16 protein-coding genes are annotated in these 16,344 nt (G+C 63.2%); 7 read left to right on the top strand and 9 right to left on the bottom strand.

What is annotated here, in order from left to right; genetic code table 11:
• Nucleotides 1–104 precede the first annotated feature (104 nt).
• On the bottom strand, nucleotides 105–980 hold the full coding sequence (locus tag VOI21_RS22885; RefSeq protein ID WP_323772288.1) for a 3-hydroxybutyryl-CoA dehydrogenase: 876 nt from the start codon (nucleotides 978–980) through the stop codon (nucleotides 105–107).
• Nucleotides 981–1,125: 145 nt separating this feature from the next.
• On the opposite strand from VOI21_RS22885, the gene VOI21_RS22880 reads away from it, so the two are divergent.
• Entirely contained in the window at nucleotides 1,126–1,956 is an 831-nt protein-coding gene (locus VOI21_RS22880; protein ID WP_323772287.1) for a DUF6473 family protein, read from the top strand.
• Between the two features lie 74 nt (nucleotides 1,957–2,030).
• Here VOI21_RS22880 and VOI21_RS22875 read toward each other — a convergent pair whose 3' ends face one another.
• From VOI21_RS22875 to VOI21_RS22840, 8 genes are all read right to left on the bottom strand, one after another.
• Nucleotides 2,031–2,957 carry an electron transfer flavoprotein subunit alpha/FixB family protein gene (locus VOI21_RS22875; protein ID WP_323772286.1) on the bottom strand — a complete coding sequence of 309 codons (927 nt, stop codon included), beginning with the start codon at nucleotides 2,955–2,957 and terminating at the stop codon, nucleotides 2,031–2,033.
• Entirely contained in the window at nucleotides 2,957–3,715 is a 759-nt protein-coding gene (locus tag VOI21_RS22870; RefSeq protein ID WP_323772285.1) for an electron transfer flavoprotein subunit beta/FixA family protein, read from the bottom strand. The genes VOI21_RS22875 and VOI21_RS22870 overlap by 1 nt, the downstream gene beginning before the upstream one ends.
• Before the next feature lie 182 nt (nucleotides 3,716–3,897).
• Nucleotides 3,898–4,611, bottom strand: coding sequence for a hypothetical protein (locus tag VOI21_RS22865; protein WP_323772284.1), 714 nt, complete (start codon nucleotides 4,609–4,611; stop codon nucleotides 3,898–3,900).
• A 15-nt stretch (nucleotides 4,612–4,626) separates the two neighbouring features.
• Complete coding sequence (locus tag VOI21_RS22860) at nucleotides 4,627–5,745, bottom strand: M48 family metallopeptidase (RefSeq protein WP_323772283.1); 1,119 nt, start codon at nucleotides 5,743–5,745, stop codon at nucleotides 4,627–4,629.
• A complete protein-coding gene (locus VOI21_RS22855) occupies nucleotides 5,745–6,959 on the bottom strand; it encodes a YjgN family protein (RefSeq protein WP_323772282.1) in 1,215 nt (404 codons plus the stop codon). Before VOI21_RS22855 ends, VOI21_RS22860 begins: the two co-directional genes overlap by 1 nt.
• A gap of 130 nt (nucleotides 6,960–7,089) precedes the next feature.
• Nucleotides 7,090–8,214: a M48 family metallopeptidase gene (locus VOI21_RS22850; protein ID WP_323772281.1), complete on the bottom strand. Its 1,125-nt coding sequence runs from the start codon at nucleotides 8,212–8,214 to the stop codon at nucleotides 7,090–7,092.
• Nucleotides 8,211–9,434, bottom strand: coding sequence for a DUF898 family protein (locus tag VOI21_RS22845; RefSeq protein WP_323772280.1), 1,224 nt, complete (start codon nucleotides 9,432–9,434; stop codon nucleotides 8,211–8,213). Before VOI21_RS22845 ends, VOI21_RS22850 begins: the two co-directional genes overlap by 4 nt.
• A gap of 269 nt (nucleotides 9,435–9,703) precedes the next feature.
• Nucleotides 9,704–12,133: a DNA topoisomerase IV subunit A gene (locus tag VOI21_RS22840; RefSeq protein WP_323772344.1), complete on the bottom strand. Its 2,430-nt coding sequence runs from the start codon at nucleotides 12,131–12,133 to the stop codon at nucleotides 9,704–9,706.
• Nucleotides 12,134–12,285: 152 nt separating this feature from the next.
• Between VOI21_RS22840 and VOI21_RS22835 the strand changes: the two genes are divergently transcribed.
• The 6 genes from VOI21_RS22835 to VOI21_RS22810 all read left to right on the top strand — a co-directional run.
• Nucleotides 12,286–13,008 (top strand): SH3 domain-containing protein, encoded by a 723-nt coding sequence (locus VOI21_RS22835; RefSeq protein WP_323772279.1) that lies wholly within the window; start codon nucleotides 12,286–12,288, stop codon nucleotides 13,006–13,008.
• 88 nt (nucleotides 13,009–13,096) lie between these two features.
• Nucleotides 13,097–13,930: an SDR family NAD(P)-dependent oxidoreductase gene (locus tag VOI21_RS22830; RefSeq protein WP_323772278.1), complete on the top strand. Its 834-nt coding sequence runs from the start codon at nucleotides 13,097–13,099 to the stop codon at nucleotides 13,928–13,930.
• A 64-nt stretch (nucleotides 13,931–13,994) separates the two neighbouring features.
• Nucleotides 13,995–14,195 (top strand): twin transmembrane helix small protein, encoded by a 201-nt coding sequence (locus tag VOI21_RS22825; protein WP_323772277.1) that lies wholly within the window; start codon nucleotides 13,995–13,997, stop codon nucleotides 14,193–14,195.
• Between the two features lies 1 nt (nucleotide 14,196).
• Nucleotides 14,197–14,772 (top strand): cob(I)yrinic acid a,c-diamide adenosyltransferase, encoded by a 576-nt coding sequence (locus VOI21_RS22820; RefSeq protein WP_323772276.1) that lies wholly within the window; start codon nucleotides 14,197–14,199, stop codon nucleotides 14,770–14,772.
• A gap of 470 nt (nucleotides 14,773–15,242) precedes the next feature.
• Nucleotides 15,243–15,806, top strand: a complete 564-nt coding sequence (locus tag VOI21_RS22815) for a hypothetical protein (protein ID WP_323772275.1) — start codon at nucleotides 15,243–15,245, stop codon at nucleotides 15,804–15,806.
• A gap of 126 nt (nucleotides 15,807–15,932) precedes the next feature.
• The coding region (locus VOI21_RS22810; RefSeq protein WP_323772274.1) for a GTP-binding protein at nucleotides 15,933–16,344 on the top strand (412 nt) is incomplete at its 3' end.

Raw genomic sequence — 16,344 nt, 5'->3', positions numbered from 1 at the left:
TAGGTGCAGTGCTGCGGTTGGGGGTGGTTAACGCGGGGGCGCGCAGCGGTCCATTGGCCGGAACCGCAGAGGTTCCATGCGCAAATGCATCGACTGCGCGGGCGTCACCGGGTCGGGACCGGCACCTCGCCGCGATAATCGTAAAAGCCGCGCTTGGTCTTGCGGCCCAGCCAGCCCGCCTCGACGTATTTTGTCAGCAGCGGACAGGGGCGGTATTTGGTATCGGCCAGCCCGTCGTGCAGCACGTTCATGATCGCAAGGCAGGTGTCCAGCCCGATGAAATCGGCCAGTTCCAGCGGCCCCATCGGATGATTCGCGCCCAGCTTTAGCGCCATGTCGATGGAGTTCACGTTTCCGACGCCTTCATACAGCGTATAGCAGGCCTCGTTGATCATCGGGATCAGCACGCGGTTAACGATAAAGGCCGGAAAATCCTCGGCCGAGGCGGCGGTCTTGTCCAGATTCTCGACCACCTTGAGGCAGGCCTCATAGGTCTGTTTGTCGGTGGCGATGCCGCGAATCAATTCGACCAGCTTCATCACCGGCACCGGGTTCATAAAGTGGAAGCCCATGAATTTTTCGGGCCGGTCCGTGCGCGACGCCAGACGGGTGATCGAGATCGACGATGTATTCGAGGTCAGAATGGTTTCCGGCTTCAGCTCTGGCACGAGGGCGGCAAAAATCTTGTCCTTAACCTCTTCTCGCTCTGTCGCGGCCTCGATCACCAGATCGGTCTGGGCAATCTCAGGAAGGTCCATCGTGGTACGGATCCGGGCCAAGGTCGAATCACGCTCTTCCTCAGAAATCTTTTCACGACTGACCTGACGATCCAGGTTCTTGCGGATTGTGGCGATCGCCTTGTCCAGCGAGTCCTGGCTGATGTCGTTCAGGCGCACCTCATAGCCCGCCTGCGCCATCACATGGGCAATTCCATTGCCCATTTGTCCCGCGCCAACGATACCAACCGACTTGATTTCCATGGGCTGCCCCTCTTGTTCCAGCGCCACAATGACCCGGCTTGAAGGGGGCTGCAAGAGCAGCGGATTCGTCTTGCATTGTCGCTTTAGGGAAATGGCAAGAGCTTTGCGCGATTCTCCGTTTGGGTGAGAAAATGAGGTGGGTGTTATGTCAGTACTTGGCGGGGGCCATGGGTCCCTGGAATATTATCCGTGCCGCTATGGAAATTCGCGCGTGCTGTTTCGCGGCCCGCGACGGCAATTGGACGGCGTATATGTTGCATTTCTCGGCGGGACCGAGACCTATGGCCGTTTTGTCGAGACGCCGTTCCCTGCGTTGGTGGAAACTAAGGTCAAGATAGCCTGCGCCAATTTCGGTGTGGTTAACGCAGGTGTGGATCTTTATCTGAACGACCCTGCGGTGATGGATTTGATGGCCGGGGCGGATACCAAGGTCGTGCAGGTCATGGGGGCGCAGAACCTGTCGAACCGGTTCTATTCAGTGCATCCGCGTAGGAACGACCGCTTTTTGCGGGCGTCGGACCGGTTGATGGCGCTCTATCCAGAGATCGATTTCACGGAGTTCCATTTTGTTCGGCACATGCTGGGGCGGTTGGCCGAGGTTTCCGGCGATCGCTATGCGCAGGTTCTGGATGAATTGCGCATGGCGTGGACCGCACGGATGAAACATCTGCTGACGCAACTGCGGGGGGACATCGTGCTGCTGTGGTTTGCCGATCATCCGGTCCCGGTTGAAAATCCGGCAACGCTTGACGGGGACCCTTTGTTCGTGAACCGCGAGATGATCGAGATATTGCGCCCCCGTGTGAGTCACGTGGTCGAGGTTGTGGCCTCGGACGCGGCGCGCACCGAAGGGACACGCGGCATGGTGTTCAGCGACTTCGAGGCGTGCGCGGCGGAGGAACTGATGGGGCCGCTGGCGCATCAGGAGGTCAGCGTGGCGCTGGCCGAGGTACTGTCGGACATGATGGACCTCTGACGCAAATGCAAAGGCCCGCCGGTGAGGCGGGCCTTTGACAGATGCGGAAGGGCGGGGGGTAACCCCGCCGCAGATCACAGTTTTTCGGTCAGTTCCGGGACGGCCTGGAACAGATCGGCGACAAGACCGTAGTCGGCAACCTGAAAGATCGGAGCCTCTTCGTCCTTGTTGATCGCGACGATGACCTTGCTGTCCTTCATACCGGCAAGGTGCTGGATCGCGCCCGAGATGCCGACGGCGACGTAAAGATCCGGCGCCACAACCTTGCCGGTCTGACCAACCTGCCAGTCGTTCGGGGCAAAGCCCGAATCGACCGCGGCACGGGACGCGCCAACGGCGGCACCCAGCTTGTCGGCCAGCTTTTCGATCAGGGCGAAATCGTCCTGGCTGCCGACACCGCGACCGCCGGAAACGACGATCCCGGCCGAGGTCAGTTCCGGACGGTCGCTTGCGGCGACCTTGTCCTCGACCCATTCCGACAGGGCGGGGTTGTCGCCGCTGGCGATTTCCTCGACTGCGGCGGACCCACCGGTGGCGGCGGCGTCAAAGGTGGAGGTACGGAAGGTGATGACCTTCTTGGCGTCCTTCGATTTCACCGTCTGGATGGCGTTACCGGCATAGATCGGACGCTCAAACGTGTCGGCGTCAACCACGGCGGTCACATCGGTCAGCACCATCACGTCCAGCAGCGCGGCGACGCGCGGCAGGATGTTCTTGGCATCGGTGGTGGCGGGGGCGACGATGTGGCTGTAGTCACCCGCAAGCGAGGCGATCAGCGCGGCGGTTGGTTCCGCCAGACGGTGACCATAGAGGTCATCCTCGGCCAGCAGCACCTTGGACACGCCCTCGATTGTGGCGGCCTCGGCTGCGGCGTCCTTGGCGGAGGCCCCTGCGGCCAGAACGGTCACATCCCCCAGCGCCTTGGCGGCGGCGACGGTCTTGGCGGTGGCGTCCATCGCCAGCGCGCCATCGGTAATCTCGGCAATCAGCAGAACGGCCATCAGATGATCCCCTTTTCCTTGAGCTTCGCCACCAGTTCATCGACGGAGCCGACCATTTCGCCAGCCGCCCGCGCCGCCGGTTCACCGGTCGAGACGATTTCCAGACGCGGTGAGACATCGACACCCAGATCGGCGGCGGTCTTTTCGTCCAGCGGCTTTTTCTTGGCCTTCATGATGTTCGGCAACGAGGCATAGCGCGGCTCGTTCAGGCGCAGGTCGGTCGAGATGATAGTCGGCATCTTGACCTTGACGGTCTGAAGACCGCCGTCGACCTCACGGGTGACGACCGCATGGTCGCCATCAACGTCGACCTTGTTGGCGTACATCGCCTGCGACCAGCCCAAGAGGGCCGACAGCATCTGGCCGGTGGCGCCCAGATCGTTGTCGATCGCCTGCTTGCCGCAGAGCACTAGGCCCGGCTGTTCTTCCTTGACGATGGCGGCCAGAATCTTGGCGACGGCCAGCGGCTCGATGTCGGTGTGCACGTCATCGGCGGCCACCACCAGAATGGCGCGGTCCGCGCCCATGGCCAGCGCGGTGCGCAGGGTTTCCTGACTTTGCTTGACGCCGATGGAGACCGCGATGACCTCCTCGGCCTTGCCGGCCTCCTTGAGGCGAATGGCCTCTTCGACGGCGATTTCGTCGAAGGGGTTCATCGACATCTTCACGTTTGCCAGATCGACACCCGATCCGTCCGCCTTCACGCGAACTTTCACGTTGTAATCGATCACGCGCTTGACCGGTACCAGGACCTTCATCTGCGTGTCTCTCCTCAGGTTTGTCATGCCCGCGGGAGGGCCCGCGAAACTTCCTTGCAGGGTGGTGTAGCCCGCCCGGACAGGTGGAAACAGCGAAAAATCGTCGCGTTATTGTCATTGCGCGTCGCCATGACGGAACGTTTTTCGGTATGCCGTCGAATTCAATTGGCCCGGTTGCGCTATCAGACGTGGAGCAACCCATCGTAAAGCTGTCCGGCCATGGCTTGTATCGCCTCGCTTTGGGTCTCATCCAGACAGATGTCGAAACAGCGTTCCTGCAAAAGCGGGCCGCGATACCAGTCCGTCACCTGTGCCGAGGCCTTGGCCAGACCAGGGCGGTCGCTGTCCCAAAAGGCGGTGTGCCAGAGCCAGATACCGCCGCCGCGATGACACCAGTCGGCGTGCAGTCGCGTCACCAGCGCCCCATCGGGCCAGCCCCAGACACGATCAAGAATGCGGGTCATGTCGTGCCCGGCACGGGCAAACATGCAAAAGATGTCATCGAGACAGCCCCAAGGTGACGGCACCCCGGTTTGCGCGTCGATCAGCGCAGCCTCAAATGCGGCGATGACCGCGTTTTCCCTGTCGGTCCAGAGATCGGCCCGCCCGGTTTCGAACCGCTCCAGCGTCAGTTCGACGCTCAGGCCGAGTTCGGTTCCCTGTGCCAAAAGCTCGAACACGCGGGGCAGCAGGTATCGCCGCAGGTCGGGCGAGGCCGGGCCACCGAACGCCGCATGAAACCAGTCATCCAGCATCGTAACGGGCATCGTGCGCCTTGGGACACGGAAAAACCGAGAGTCGTTTTCCGGTGTCATACAGCAGGCGGTGCAGGCCTGATGGCTGTCGGGAACCGGCCCGTCGATCTCTTGCCAGGCGCTATCGACGGCGTGCTGCAACGCGGGCGTCACAGATCACCGGCAGATGTTGCGCAGCGCCTGCCATTCGGCATCGCTCAGGATCGGGCGCGTGCCGGATTGGCTTTGCGCAAAGCCGCGCGCCTGTTCGGCACGTTCAGCGGTCACCGGGTGGGTCGACAGATAGGCCGGGATCTCGATGCCCTGCATTCCGCCCAATTCGTCGAAGAACCGGGCAAAGCCAGTCGCGTCGACATTGGCAGAGGCCAGCATGTCGAGCGCAAAGAGATCGGCGGCGGATTCTGCGTCACGGCTATAGGCGGCGGTGATCAGTCGCTCGCCCACAAGCGCAATGGCGGCCCCGCCGGTGAAATCACCGATGAGCATGGTCAGCAGCCCGGCGGATCCGGCGGTGCGCAGGGCGTGCCGAGTGGCGTCGCGCGATTCGACATGGCCGATTTCATGGGCCAGCACGCCCGCCACCTCATCCGGGCTTTGCGCCCTGTCCAGCAGCCCGCGCAGGATCACCACCTGCCCGCCGGGGGCTGCAAAGGCGTTGACCATCGAGTGATCGAAGACCAGCGCCGAAATCTGATACTCCATCGCGCGATTGTCGGTCATCCGCGCCAGCATCGTGTTCAGCGCGGCCCGGCCTGCCGGGTCCTCGCAGCGCAGGGATTTCTTGTCGGTGCGGCCAAGCACGCGCTCCATCTGTGAGGTGACAACCTTGCCAAAGGCGATCTCACGTTCGACCGGGATGATCTGCGCCAGCGTGTTCGCCATGGCGGGCAGGATGACAAACAACATCAACCCGGCGGCGACAAGCGCACCGCCGCTGTACAGAAACACCTTGCGCCACGTGCCCTTGTGCAGATCCCGCCGAAACAGGCCGGGCCGGGTGCGGTGCATCCATGCGATCAGCTCTGGGTCGTGCAGGACCAGTCGGGCAGGGTCGCGCGGGGCCTCATCATCGGTATCGGCATGGCGGGTAAGCGTCAGGCGACCATTATGAGAGGTATCGCTGAGCGCGCGCAGGTCCATCAGCGACCAGCGCAGCGGCTCTGCCAGACTGTCGCCGGTGATGAGCATGGCCTGCCGGTCGTCGGACAGGGCGACATGAACCTCATGCCGCCCCGCCGTGAGGCCATCAAAGAAATGCGCCTCTGTCTTTTGCATCAGATCGCGCCACCGATATCCAGCGCGTCGGCAAAGCCTTCGGCGTCAACGCCGGTTTCGGCTTCGCGCTGGGCGATGCGGTTCAGCCCCTCGGCGTTCACGATCTCCAGCTTTTCGATGTAGTGCGCCAGAACCGGCTGGGTGATCAGGATCAGGCTGAGCGCCTGCGTCAGCACCAGCGCGACCACATACCCAACCGCCATGACGATCCCGAAGGCGACCATGCCAACGCCGTTTTCCAGCAACGGAACAAAGGCGGCCGCAATGGCGGCGACGATGCCGAAGGCGACAGAGGCCAACAGACCGACCAGCAGGCCGCCGACGATATAGGTCTTGATGACAAAACCGGTGCGCGGCGCGGCAGTAAAGTGGATGTCGTCGCCCAGAACCTTGTTCGCGGTCAGGTAGGCAAAGGATTGCACCCCGTAATGGATGCTGCCGATGATGACCCAGATATAGCCGACAAAGGCCGCGAACCCGCCAAGGGCCGCCAGCCCCATTTTACCCGATGCGGCACCGCCGCCGATGAGGACAAAGCTGGCGACAAGAATGCCAATACCGATCAGCATGTGCTTCATGGCCGGGTAGAGGTCCGTCCATTTGCCTGTCTGGGTGAACCGTGCAGAGCCGTAAAAGCTGCGGTCGGCCTGATATTTCTCCAGCTTGAAGGTTTGCAGTGGGGTCAGGATGCCCAGCGTGATCACCGCCAGAAAGCCGTAACCCAGCGCACGCCAGACAAAGCCCCACGCGCCTTTTTCCATGCCAAAGCGGATGCCCCGCCAGCGCGAGCGCGCCATCTTGTACCGCCGTGCGCGATAGGTGGCGTAGAGGATAAAGGGCAGAACGGCGAAGAAGGTGATGTAGATGGCAATCGTCTGGGTGATCATGTCCTGTGGCGACGCGGTCTCTGGATCGACCATGACGTTGAGGCCCGCGTAAAACAGCGCCATCTGGATCAGGCCGATGTAGATCGCCAGAAAGACAACGGCGACCAGAAAGCCAAGGAACTTTTCGATACCGGTGCCGGTGTATTCAAAGGTGTCGCCGCCCGCATCGACCGAGGACCAGATGTATTTTCGAATCCGGGTCTTTTGCCAGAACCGGTAGATGCCCAGCGTGACAACGGTCAGCAGGCCGGTGTTGAAGGCGAGGTTGAAAAGCGGGCCTTTTTCGCCGGTATAACGAATGTCCATGAAATCTTGATCAGTACTCATTTTACTATCTCTCGGTCGCGGGGTGGGGCGCGTGAGGGGCGCGCACTGTCTATACGCCCACGATGGGGGGCCGGGCGGACCGCGTAAAGTCGGGAATGCCTGCCCTTTCGGGGGCTGTTGCGGACTGGCGTCAGTACAGGGATCCGCCCTTACAAATGTCGCGCAGGGCCTGCCATTCATCGGCGGTGAGCAGTGGCTTGGGCTGCAACCCGTCGGGCACGGCCTGTCGGGCGGCGTCGATGCGGTCGCCCAATCTGGGGTGGGACAGGAAATGACCGACAAAGCCTTCGGCGTCGCCCCCCAGCGCGCGAAAGCGTTCGAACATCACTGCCAGCGCGGCGGGCGACAGGCCCGCGCGGATCATCAAGTCATGGGCAAAGACATCCGCCGTTCCCTCTGCGCCCTGACTGTATTGCGCCTCTATCAGCTGTTCGGCCAGTAGCAGGACAACCGCGCCGCCCGCGAAATCGCCAAAGATCAGCCCCAGCACCCCGATCGATCCGGCAGAGCGCAGGGCGTGCCGGGTGGGATCGCGGCTGACCACGTGGCCAATCTCATGGGCAAAGACCGCGGCCAGTTCCTCGGGGGTATTGGCCTCGTCGATGAGACCGCGGAAAAAGACGATCTGGCCGCCGGGCAGGGCAAAGGCATTGACCATCTCGTGATTGAGAACATGCACCGACAGGTCGGCGGGCGGGTCCATTTGCGCGGTCAGGCGCGCCTGAATCTTGCGCAGGGCCTGTTCGCCTTTGGGCGCGGTGCAAAAGGTGACGGGGTGCAGGCCGGTGTCGTCCAACGCCTCGCGGATCTGGGTCAGCGTCACCTCTCCCAACGCCTTTTCGCCGTTTGGCGGGATGTATTCGGCCAGTTGATCGGCCATCAGCGGCACCAGAACAAACAGGATCAGCGTCACCGAGGCCACCGCCGCCAACGCCCATCCGGCCAGCCGCCCGCGACGGATAAAAGGCGCGCTTCGGTCCCGGTCCGGCAGCCGTACAAGCAGCGTGTCGTCGGTCAGGATCAGGCGCGCGGTCGCGTTGTCCTTGTGGCGCAGGATCACCAGATCACCGCCCGCAATATCGGGCAGTTGGCGGATTTCCTCCAGCGGCCAGTCCAGCCCCTCGGCCAAAAGCACGCCGCGCGCCTCGTTGATCGACAGGCTGACGTGACGGGCCTCGGCGTTCTGCCCGTCGAAAAACGTGCCTTCGCCGCGAAAAACCGGGGGCTGCGCGCTGACGCGGACGACGGTTGTCATAGCGAGGCCCCCACATCCAGCGCCTCGGCAAAGCCTTCGGCCTCCAGATGGTCGTCGCGCGGGCGCTGGCGGATCGCGGGCAGGGTATCGGCCCCCTCGATCCGCAGGCCGCGCGCATAGAGCCGGGTCAGGGGCAGCGTGACCCATGCCTGAGTCAGCGCCGACCAGATCAGGAAGATGGCGAAATAGGTCATCGCCGTCATCCCCACCAGCAGCCAGCGGTCGGCCCCGGCAAAGAGCTGTGACAGATCCGCCATGCCAATCTCTGTCAGGGTTTCCGCCGATTGCAGGCGCAGGAACAGCACACCCAGAAAGGCGGTGGGGACCGCCGAGACCAGCAGCGCAAGGGCATAGCCGGACAGCACAATCCAGAACACCCGCAGCGGGTTGATCGTCAAGTGCAGGCGCAGCGGGCCAAGACGCTTGGCCCCGGCCATCCGCTTGCGGGTCTCGACGCGGTAATAGACCGCGCCATAGAGCACCAAGAGCCCTGCAAACACATAGCCAAGCACCGCCAGAGGGGTAAGGCCCGCGCCCAGAACAACGGTCGAGACAACCAGCACGCCAATGGCAATGAGGTGCCACTTGATGCACCAGAACAACATGAACCACGATCCGCCCTGTTCCATGCTGTGATCGCCGAACCATGTCCGGTCGGTGCGGTATTTCTCCAGTTTGAAGGTCATGCGCGGCCACAGCAGGCCCAGCGTGATGAGGGTTAGCAGCCAGTGCCAGAGCGCACGTATCGCATAGCCCCACGCGCCCGGGGCCAGACCAAAGCGCAGTCCCATCCACCGGGTGCGCGCCAGCACATACCGCCGAGCGCGGTAGCGGGCATAGAACCAGATCGGGATGACCCCCACAAAGCTGAGCGTATAGGCGGCGGTATTGCCCTGAAACACCGCGAAGCTGGCGAACATCAGGCCAAGGTTCACGACGCCGATGTAAAACGCCAGAATGACCACCGCGATCAGGAAGCCCAACAGTTTCTCGAACGGGTCGCCAACATATTCCAGAGGGTGCCCGCCGGGGCGGATCGCGGACCAGTACCAGCGCCGGATGCGGGTCTTTTGCCAGAACCGGTAAAAACCAAGGCTGAGGACGGTCAGGACGCCAGTGACAAATGTCAGCTTGAACAGCGGCCAGCGGCGGCCCGCGAACAGCGTCGAAAGCCGGTCGTCACGCAGGTCTTGCGTCACATCCTCGGCCTGCGCCGGCACGCCCGGAGATGTTCCGTGCCCCTCCAAAACGGTCCCTGCCTCCCCGCCGGTCCTGCGGGCAGAGTGGCGGTTTCCCGGCTGCTGCGCAACTGCGGTGTTGTGTGACGCATCGCCGACGCCCCGGATCAGGTCCGGGGCGGGATGACCGGGCCCGGACCCAAGCGCCCCCCGTCCCGGACGTAATCCGGGACCTCTGGGCGGGTGGTTTTGCATCCCGCGTGGGAGGGGTTAACGTGTTGTTAAGGCGTAATGTTTCGCGCGCGAAACACTCAGTTGAACTTGTTGTCCCTTGGGAAGCCGCGCGGTGCCATGCGGCCCGTTCCGGCGCGCTTGCCGACCCATTCCTCAAGCTCGGCGGCCTCCACCGTGCGGGTGCGTCCCGCCGGGTCCTGCCACGACAGACCGGCCTCCATCAGGAAGGTGCGCGCGTCCGACAATCCGCCGTCCTTGTACTTTTGCAGGCGCACACCCTTGCCACGGCCCATCTCGGGCAGTTCGTCGAGCGGGAAAACCAGAAGCTTGCGGTTCTCGCCCACGACGGCGACGTGATCGGCGGTCACCGGCTTGCACACCAGCGCGCGCGCCGGGGCGCGCACGTTCAGCACCTGCTTGCCGGTGCGGGTCTGGGCGATGATCTCATCCTCGGGCGCAATGAATCCGTCACCCGCAGAGGAGGCCACCAACAGTTTGCGGCCCGGTTTGTGGATGAAGATGTCGATGATCTCTGCCTCGTTCGGCAGGTCGACCATCAGGCGCAGCGGTTCACCCATGCCGCGCCCGCCGGGCAGGGCCGCAGCCGACAGCGTGTAAAAGCGGCCCGTGGAGGCGAAGACCAGCAGGCGGTCGGTGGTCTCAGCGTGGAAGATAAAGCGCGGGCCGTCGCCGTCCTTGAACTTCAACTCGCGGTCCAGCGCGATATGGCCGGTCATGGCGCGTATCCAGCCCATCTGCGAACAGACGACCGTGATCGGTTCCCGTTCGATCATCGCCTCCAGCGGGACCTCCTCGGCCTCTCCGGCCTCGGCGAGGGCGGTCAGGCGGGCGCCGCGATCCAGCCCCTTGCCGAACTTCTTTTTCACGTCCTTCAGCTCGTCCGTGACGCGCTTCCATTGCAGGTCTTCGCTGTCCAGCAAGTCCTCAAGGCCTGCGCGCTCTTCCATCAGGGCGTCGCGTTCCTTGACCAGTTCCAGTTCCTCAAGGCGGCGCAACGACCGCAGGCGCATGTTGAGGATCGCCTCGGCCTGCACATCCGACAGGCCTTCGGACCGGCCTGCAAAGCGGGCGGGTACTTTGGCGTCGGTGCCGTCATCGGCCAGCACGCCGCGCGCGATGGCCTCTGGGTCCTCGCGCAGTTCCAGCGCGGCAACGTCGACACCGATCAGCGGTGAGATATAATCGTTTTCATCCGTGGCGCGGGTGAGGGTGGCCTGATGTGGACGCGACCAGTCCTCATACATCAGCGCGGCCTTGGGGTCGTCATCGTAGCGGATGATGTCGATCACGCGGTCAAGGTTCAGGAAGGCGACAATCAGGCCTTCGAGCACCTCAAGCCGGTTGTCGATCTTGGCCATGCGGTGACGGGACCGCCGGATCAGGACCTCACGCCGGAAATCGAGGAAGGCGCGCAGCACCTCCTTGAGCGAGCAGACCTTGGGCGTGACGCCGTCGATCAGCACGTTCATGTTCAGCGAAAAGCGGATTTCGAGGTCCGAGTTCTTGAACAGCATGTTCATCAGCACGTCGGGGTCGACGTTCTTTGACCGGGGTTCCAGAACCATGCGCACGTCTTCGGCGCTCTCGTCCCGGACATCGGCCAAAATCGGGACCTTCTTGGTCTGGATCAACTCGGCGATGCGTTCGACCAGTTTGGATTTCTGCACCTGATAGGGGATCTCGGTGACGACAACCTGCCATGTGCCGCGGCCCAGATCCTCGACCGACCATTTGGCGCGCAGGCGGATGCTGCCTCGTCCGGTGCGATAGGCCTCTGCAATGTTCTCTGCCGGTTCGACGATCACGCCCCCGGTGGGGAAGTCCGGTCCGGGGACATACTGCATCAGCGTGTCATCGACCGCGTTGGGGGAGCGGATCAGATGCAGGCAGGCATCGATCAGCTCACTGATGTTGTGCGGAGGGATATTGGTGGCCATGCCGACCGCAATCCCGCTGGACCCGTTGGCCAGCAGGTTCGGGTAAGACGCAGGCAGCACCGACGGTTCCATCAGGCGGCCGTCGTAGTTGGGACGGAAATCGACCGAGTTCTCGTCCAGCCCCTCAATCAGCGCCTCTGACATGATGGTCATGCGCGCTTCGGTATAGCGGCTGGCGGCGGGGTTATCGCCGTCGATGTTGCCAAAATTGCCTTGGCCATCGACCAGTGGGTAGCGGATGGTGAAATCCTGCGCGAGGCGCGCCATCGCGTCATAGATCGCCGTGTCGCCATGCGGGTGAAAGTCCCCCATGGTGTCGCCGCTGATCTTGGCGGATTTAAGAAAGCCGCCGGTGGAACTAAGTCGCAGCCTGCGCATTGCATATAGGATACGTCGATGAACCGGCTTCAACCCGTCACGCGCATCTGGCAGCGCCCGGTGCATGATGGTGCTGAGCGCATAGGTCAGATAGCGCTCGCCAATGGCGCGGCGCAGCGGCTCTGCAAGGTCGCGTTCAGGCATGTTGGGGGTGTCGGCGTCGTCATCCATAGATGTGGTAATATCCATGCCACGTCGCCGCAGCAAGCGGGGCCGGGGAATAATCCGGGTTTTTCCCTTAGAGGAAAACCGGGAATCGCTTAAAACCAGTCAGCGCGCTCCGGGGTGGAGGCAATACGGGTTTGGCAGTGTGGGGGGTAATGATGATCCGCATCATGGTAGTGACATTCGCGGCGCTGGGGTGGTCCTGGTATGCGCTGTCGGGCGGCAGCGATTTTGTTCCGGGCGGCCACGGTGTGACGATCCTTGCCGCGCCTGACACATCCTCGCCGCGCGCCGTGCCTGACCGGCCCACGCTTGCGGGTCTCAAAACGATCCAGACGCCTGTAATCGATCCTGTTGCCGTGCCGCGCGTGACCTCATTGCGCGACCGCCAGCCGCTGCCGTCGAAGTCGGTGAAGGCCGTTGTGATCCCTGCCGAGGTGGTTACACGCACCCGCACGGAAGAAATCCAGCCGGTGATTGTGCCTGCATCCGCACCTGTCAGCACTCCCGCAGCCGGACGCGTGGACGAAATCGCGCTAGCATTGGCCGGGGCGATCCCTGCGGGCGAAGACACCTTTGACCCGACAGCGCCGATGCCGCGAATCGCGGGACTGGGAACCTCGCTGCCTCTTGGAACAAAGATGGGGGAGGCGCTTGCCCCGGAATTCGTGCCCGAGGCGCGGGATCTGCGGGTTGTCTCTGCCAGCCGCGTGAACCTGCGGGGCGGTCCGGCGACCTCCTATGATGTTGTCGACAAACTGGATGAGGGGGTCGAGGTCGAGGTGCTGGACGACACCGGCGACGGCTGGGTCAAGCTGCGGGTTGTCGATTCCGACACTTTGGGCTGGATGTCGGATGATTTCCTGACCACCACCAACTGAGGTATGTTGGCACGTGCCGGGGCGTCGGAAGGGCAGGGTCCTTGCGGCGCCCCTTTCCTTTCCGGCACCTGCGCCGTAGAGCGCGCGCATGACAGGGCGATCCATTCTCATCACCGGCTGTTCCTCGGGGATCGGCTATGACGCGGCGCATGGGCTGAAGGCGCGGGGGTGGCGCGTGTTCGCCGCCTGCCGTCAAGAGACCGATTGCGCGCGACTGCGGGCGGAGGGTTTTGAAAGCCCCCGTCTGGACTATAGCGATGCCGCCAGCATAGGGGCGGCACTGGCGCAGGTGCTGGACGCAACCGGCGGCACGCTGGATGCGCTGTTCAACAACGGGGCCTACGCGATGCCGGGCGCGGCAGAGGATCTGCCCGTCGATGCGCTGCGCGAGATTTTTGAGGCGAACGTCTTTGGCTGGCACGACCTGACCCGGCGCGTGATCCCTGTGATGCGGGCGCAGGGGCATGGGCGGATCGTCAATAACGGCTCAGTCCTCGGGCTTGTCGTGGCACCGTGGCGGTCCGCCTACAATGCCACCAAGTTTGCCACCGAGGCGCTGACAAGCACCCTGCGGATCGAGATGCGCGACACGCCGATTCATGTCGTCCTGCTGAAGACCGGCCCGATCACGTCAAAGATCCGGCAGAACTCGATCCCGCATTTCGAACGCTGGATCGACTGGAAGGCCAGCCCGCGCGCCGCGCAATATGAGAACAAACTGCTGAAGCGGCTGTATGAGGATCGCGGCACGCCCGACACCTTTGAACTGCCGCCCTCCGCTGTGACGGCCAAACTGATCCATGCTCTGGAAAGCCCGCGCCCGCGCCCCCGCTATTTTGTCACCCGCGCCACATGGCTGATGGAGGCCGCGCGGCGTGTGTTGCCCGGTCGGGCGCTGGACTGGCTGCTGGCCAAGGGGTGACTTTCCGTCCACTCGCTTTTTCGCGCCGCTCCACTATGTCTCGACCAAAGCCTCAGGAGGCGTTATGGCCAATGATCCCCTCTTTATCGTCGTCGCCGTCGCAATGCTGGCGGTTCTGGCGGTCCTGCTCTTCGGCATCGGCAGTTTTGCCAAGGGCGGTGCGTTCAACAAGAAATATGCCAACAAGGCGATGCGCTGGCGGATTGCGGCGCAATTCATCGCCGTTGTGCTGATCCTGCTGTTTGTCTGGATTCGGGGGGAGTGACATGGTCGTTCTGAGCAAAATCTACACCAAGACCGGGGATGCCGGTGAAACGGCGCTGGGCAACGGCGCGCGGGTGGCCAAATTCGCCACGCGGGTGACGTCTTATGGCACCGTGGATGAGTTGAACTCGGTTGTCGGTCTGGCGCGGTTGCAGGCCGAGGGTGATCTGGACGCGCAATTGAGCCGGATACAAAACGACTTGTTCGATCTGGGGGCCGATCTGTGTACCCCGGACATGGAAAAGGACGCAGAGCGTGAGTATCCGCCGCTGCGTATGGTCGCGGCGCAGGTGTCCCGACTGGAGTCGGAAATCGACGTGATGAACGGCGTGCTGGAGCCGCTGCGCAGCTTTATCCTGCCCGGTGGGTCGGCACTGGCGGCGCATCTGCACCACTGCCGTACGGTCGCGCGACGGGCGGAACGGTTTACCGTGGAACTGGCAACGATGGAGTCGGTGAACGGAGAGGCGGTCAAATACCTCAACCGGCTGTCGGACTGGTTCTTTGTCGCGGCTCGCATTGCCAATGACGACGGCCGCGCAGATGTCTTGTGGGTTCCAGGCGCGAACCGCGCGTAGCGCGGCGAAACCTCCAGCGGAGGTTTTGGGGACTGGACGGGCGGAGCCCCGGCCCGCCGGGCGGCGCGAACCGCGCGTAGCGCGGCGAAACCTCCAGCGGAGGTTTTGGCGGCTGGACGGGCGGAGCCCCGGCCCGCAGGGCGGCGCGAACCGCGCGTAGCGCGGCGAAACCTCCAGCGGAGGTTTTGGCGGCTGGACGGGCGGAGCCCCGGCCCGCAGGGCAGGCGAAACAGTTGACTGACGAAATCGTGACCCTCGCGGTCTCCGGCGGGGCAAGCCGGAGAGAGGGATGAATTTTTGCCGCGATACCCGTTTGTTTTGGGGCTGGATGCCTCGACGCGCCGCCCTGCCATCTGTGGCTCCTTGGTCGCTGTTGCGAACATAGGGGCGGACGGGGGGTCGACAATTTTGGCGGGTGAATGCACGCAGGCGGGTGGCACCTGTCGAGGGGCCGACAAGGAGGGATGTATATGATCCGGATCGCTGCCGTATTGCTGCTGGCGCTGGGGCTGGTTGCCTGCACGGACGCCACGCAGGACCTGACCGGGCCGACTGAGCCTATGGGGAATTTCCTGCTCGGCCACGCAGAGGTTGTCACCGAAAAACCTGCGCCGTCCAAGCTGCTGGTGTCGCGCGATGCGACCCCGGAAGAGTGGATCAATGCCATGGACGGGGCGCTGGAAACCCGGTTCCGCCGGTTCGACGGGGACAGCTATTACCATCTGGGCGTCAAGGTGATCGCCTATTCGCTGCCGCCCCCCATCGTTCCCGGCAAGTCTGCCCTGCACGTGACGGCGACGATCTACGACGATGCCAACTGCATCAAGATGAACCCCAAGGTGCATGACGTCATGGTGATTCAGGTCTTTGAAACGCGGCTGGAACTGACCCGTGAGGAGCAGATGCAGCGTCTGGCCGAAACCGCCGCCAAGGACATTGAAAAGTGGCTGCGCGAAAAGATGGAAAGCGACGGGTGGTTCACCGAGGACTACAAGCCCGCCCGCAACGCGCCAAAGATCGCCGGCGGCTGCTGAAAGCAGGCCGGGGCAGGGTGCAAAACCCAAGTGGCGCTTGATTTTCGCCGCCCGACTCAATAAACGGCGCGCGATGAAACTCTCGGGGCACGTCGGCGGCCCCCCTAACCGTGAGGCGTCTTGAAGATGGGTAAGGAAAAGTTTGAACGCGGCAAGCCGCACTGCAACATCGGCACGATTGGTCACGTTGACCACGGCAAGACGACGCTGACGGCGGCGATCACCAAGTATTTCGGTGACTTCAAGGCGTATGACCAGATCGACGGCGCGCCGGAAGAAAAAGCCCGCGGGATCACCATCTCGACGGCGCACGTGGAATACGAGACCGACAACCGCCACTACGCGCACGTCGACTGCCCCGGCCACGCTGACTACGTCAAGAACATGATCACCGGTGCTGCCCAGATGGACGGCGCGATCCTGGTCGTGAACGCCGCTGACGGCCCGATGCCGCAGACCCGTGAGCACATCCTGCTGGGCCGCCAGGTGGGTATTCCCGCCATGGTTGTGTTCCTCAACAAAGTCGACCAGGTCGACG

This window comes from Antarctobacter sp., from assembly GCF_034670325.1.
Classification (GTDB): domain Bacteria; phylum Pseudomonadota; class Alphaproteobacteria; order Rhodobacterales; family Rhodobacteraceae; genus Antarctobacter.
Note: the sequence above shows the minus strand (reverse complement) of the source record. Positions and strands in the feature narration are given on the sequence as shown.

Excerpts from the sequence above, each read along its gene's own strand:
- VOI21_RS22820 (WP_323772276.1), top strand. The coding sequence starts at position 14,197 with ATGGTCGTTCTGAGCAAAATCTACACCAAGACCGGGGATGCCGGTGAA.
- VOI21_RS22825 (WP_323772277.1), top strand. The coding sequence starts at position 13,995 with ATGGCCAATGATCCCCTCTTTATCGTCGTCGCCGTCGCAATGCTGGCG.
- VOI21_RS22855 (WP_323772282.1), bottom strand. The coding sequence starts at position 6,959 with ATGAGTACTGATCAAGATTTCATGGACATTCGTTATACCGGCGAAAAA.
- VOI21_RS22840 (WP_323772344.1), bottom strand. The coding sequence starts at position 12,133 with ATGGATGACGACGCCGACACCCCCAACATGCCTGAACGCGACCTTGCA.
- VOI21_RS22875 (WP_323772286.1), bottom strand. The coding sequence starts at position 2,957 with ATGGCCGTTCTGCTGATTGCCGAGATTACCGATGGCGCGCTGGCGATG.
- VOI21_RS22815 (WP_323772275.1), top strand. The coding sequence starts at position 15,243 with ATGATCCGGATCGCTGCCGTATTGCTGCTGGCGCTGGGGCTGGTTGCC.
- VOI21_RS22860 (WP_323772283.1), bottom strand. The coding sequence starts at position 5,745 with ATGCAAAAGACAGAGGCGCATTTCTTTGATGGCCTCACGGCGGGGCGG.
- VOI21_RS22885 (WP_323772288.1), bottom strand. The coding sequence starts at position 980 with ATGGAAATCAAGTCGGTTGGTATCGTTGGCGCGGGACAAATGGGCAAT.
- VOI21_RS22830 (WP_323772278.1), top strand. The coding sequence starts at position 13,097 with ATGACAGGGCGATCCATTCTCATCACCGGCTGTTCCTCGGGGATCGGC.
- VOI21_RS22850 (WP_323772281.1), bottom strand. The coding sequence starts at position 8,214 with ATGACAACCGTCGTCCGCGTCAGCGCGCAGCCCCCGGTTTTTCGCGGC.
- VOI21_RS22880 (WP_323772287.1), top strand. The coding sequence starts at position 1,126 with ATGTCAGTACTTGGCGGGGGCCATGGGTCCCTGGAATATTATCCGTGC.
- VOI21_RS22835 (WP_323772279.1), top strand. The coding sequence starts at position 12,286 with ATGATCCGCATCATGGTAGTGACATTCGCGGCGCTGGGGTGGTCCTGG.
- VOI21_RS22870 (WP_323772285.1), bottom strand. The coding sequence starts at position 3,715 with ATGAAGGTCCTGGTACCGGTCAAGCGCGTGATCGATTACAACGTGAAA.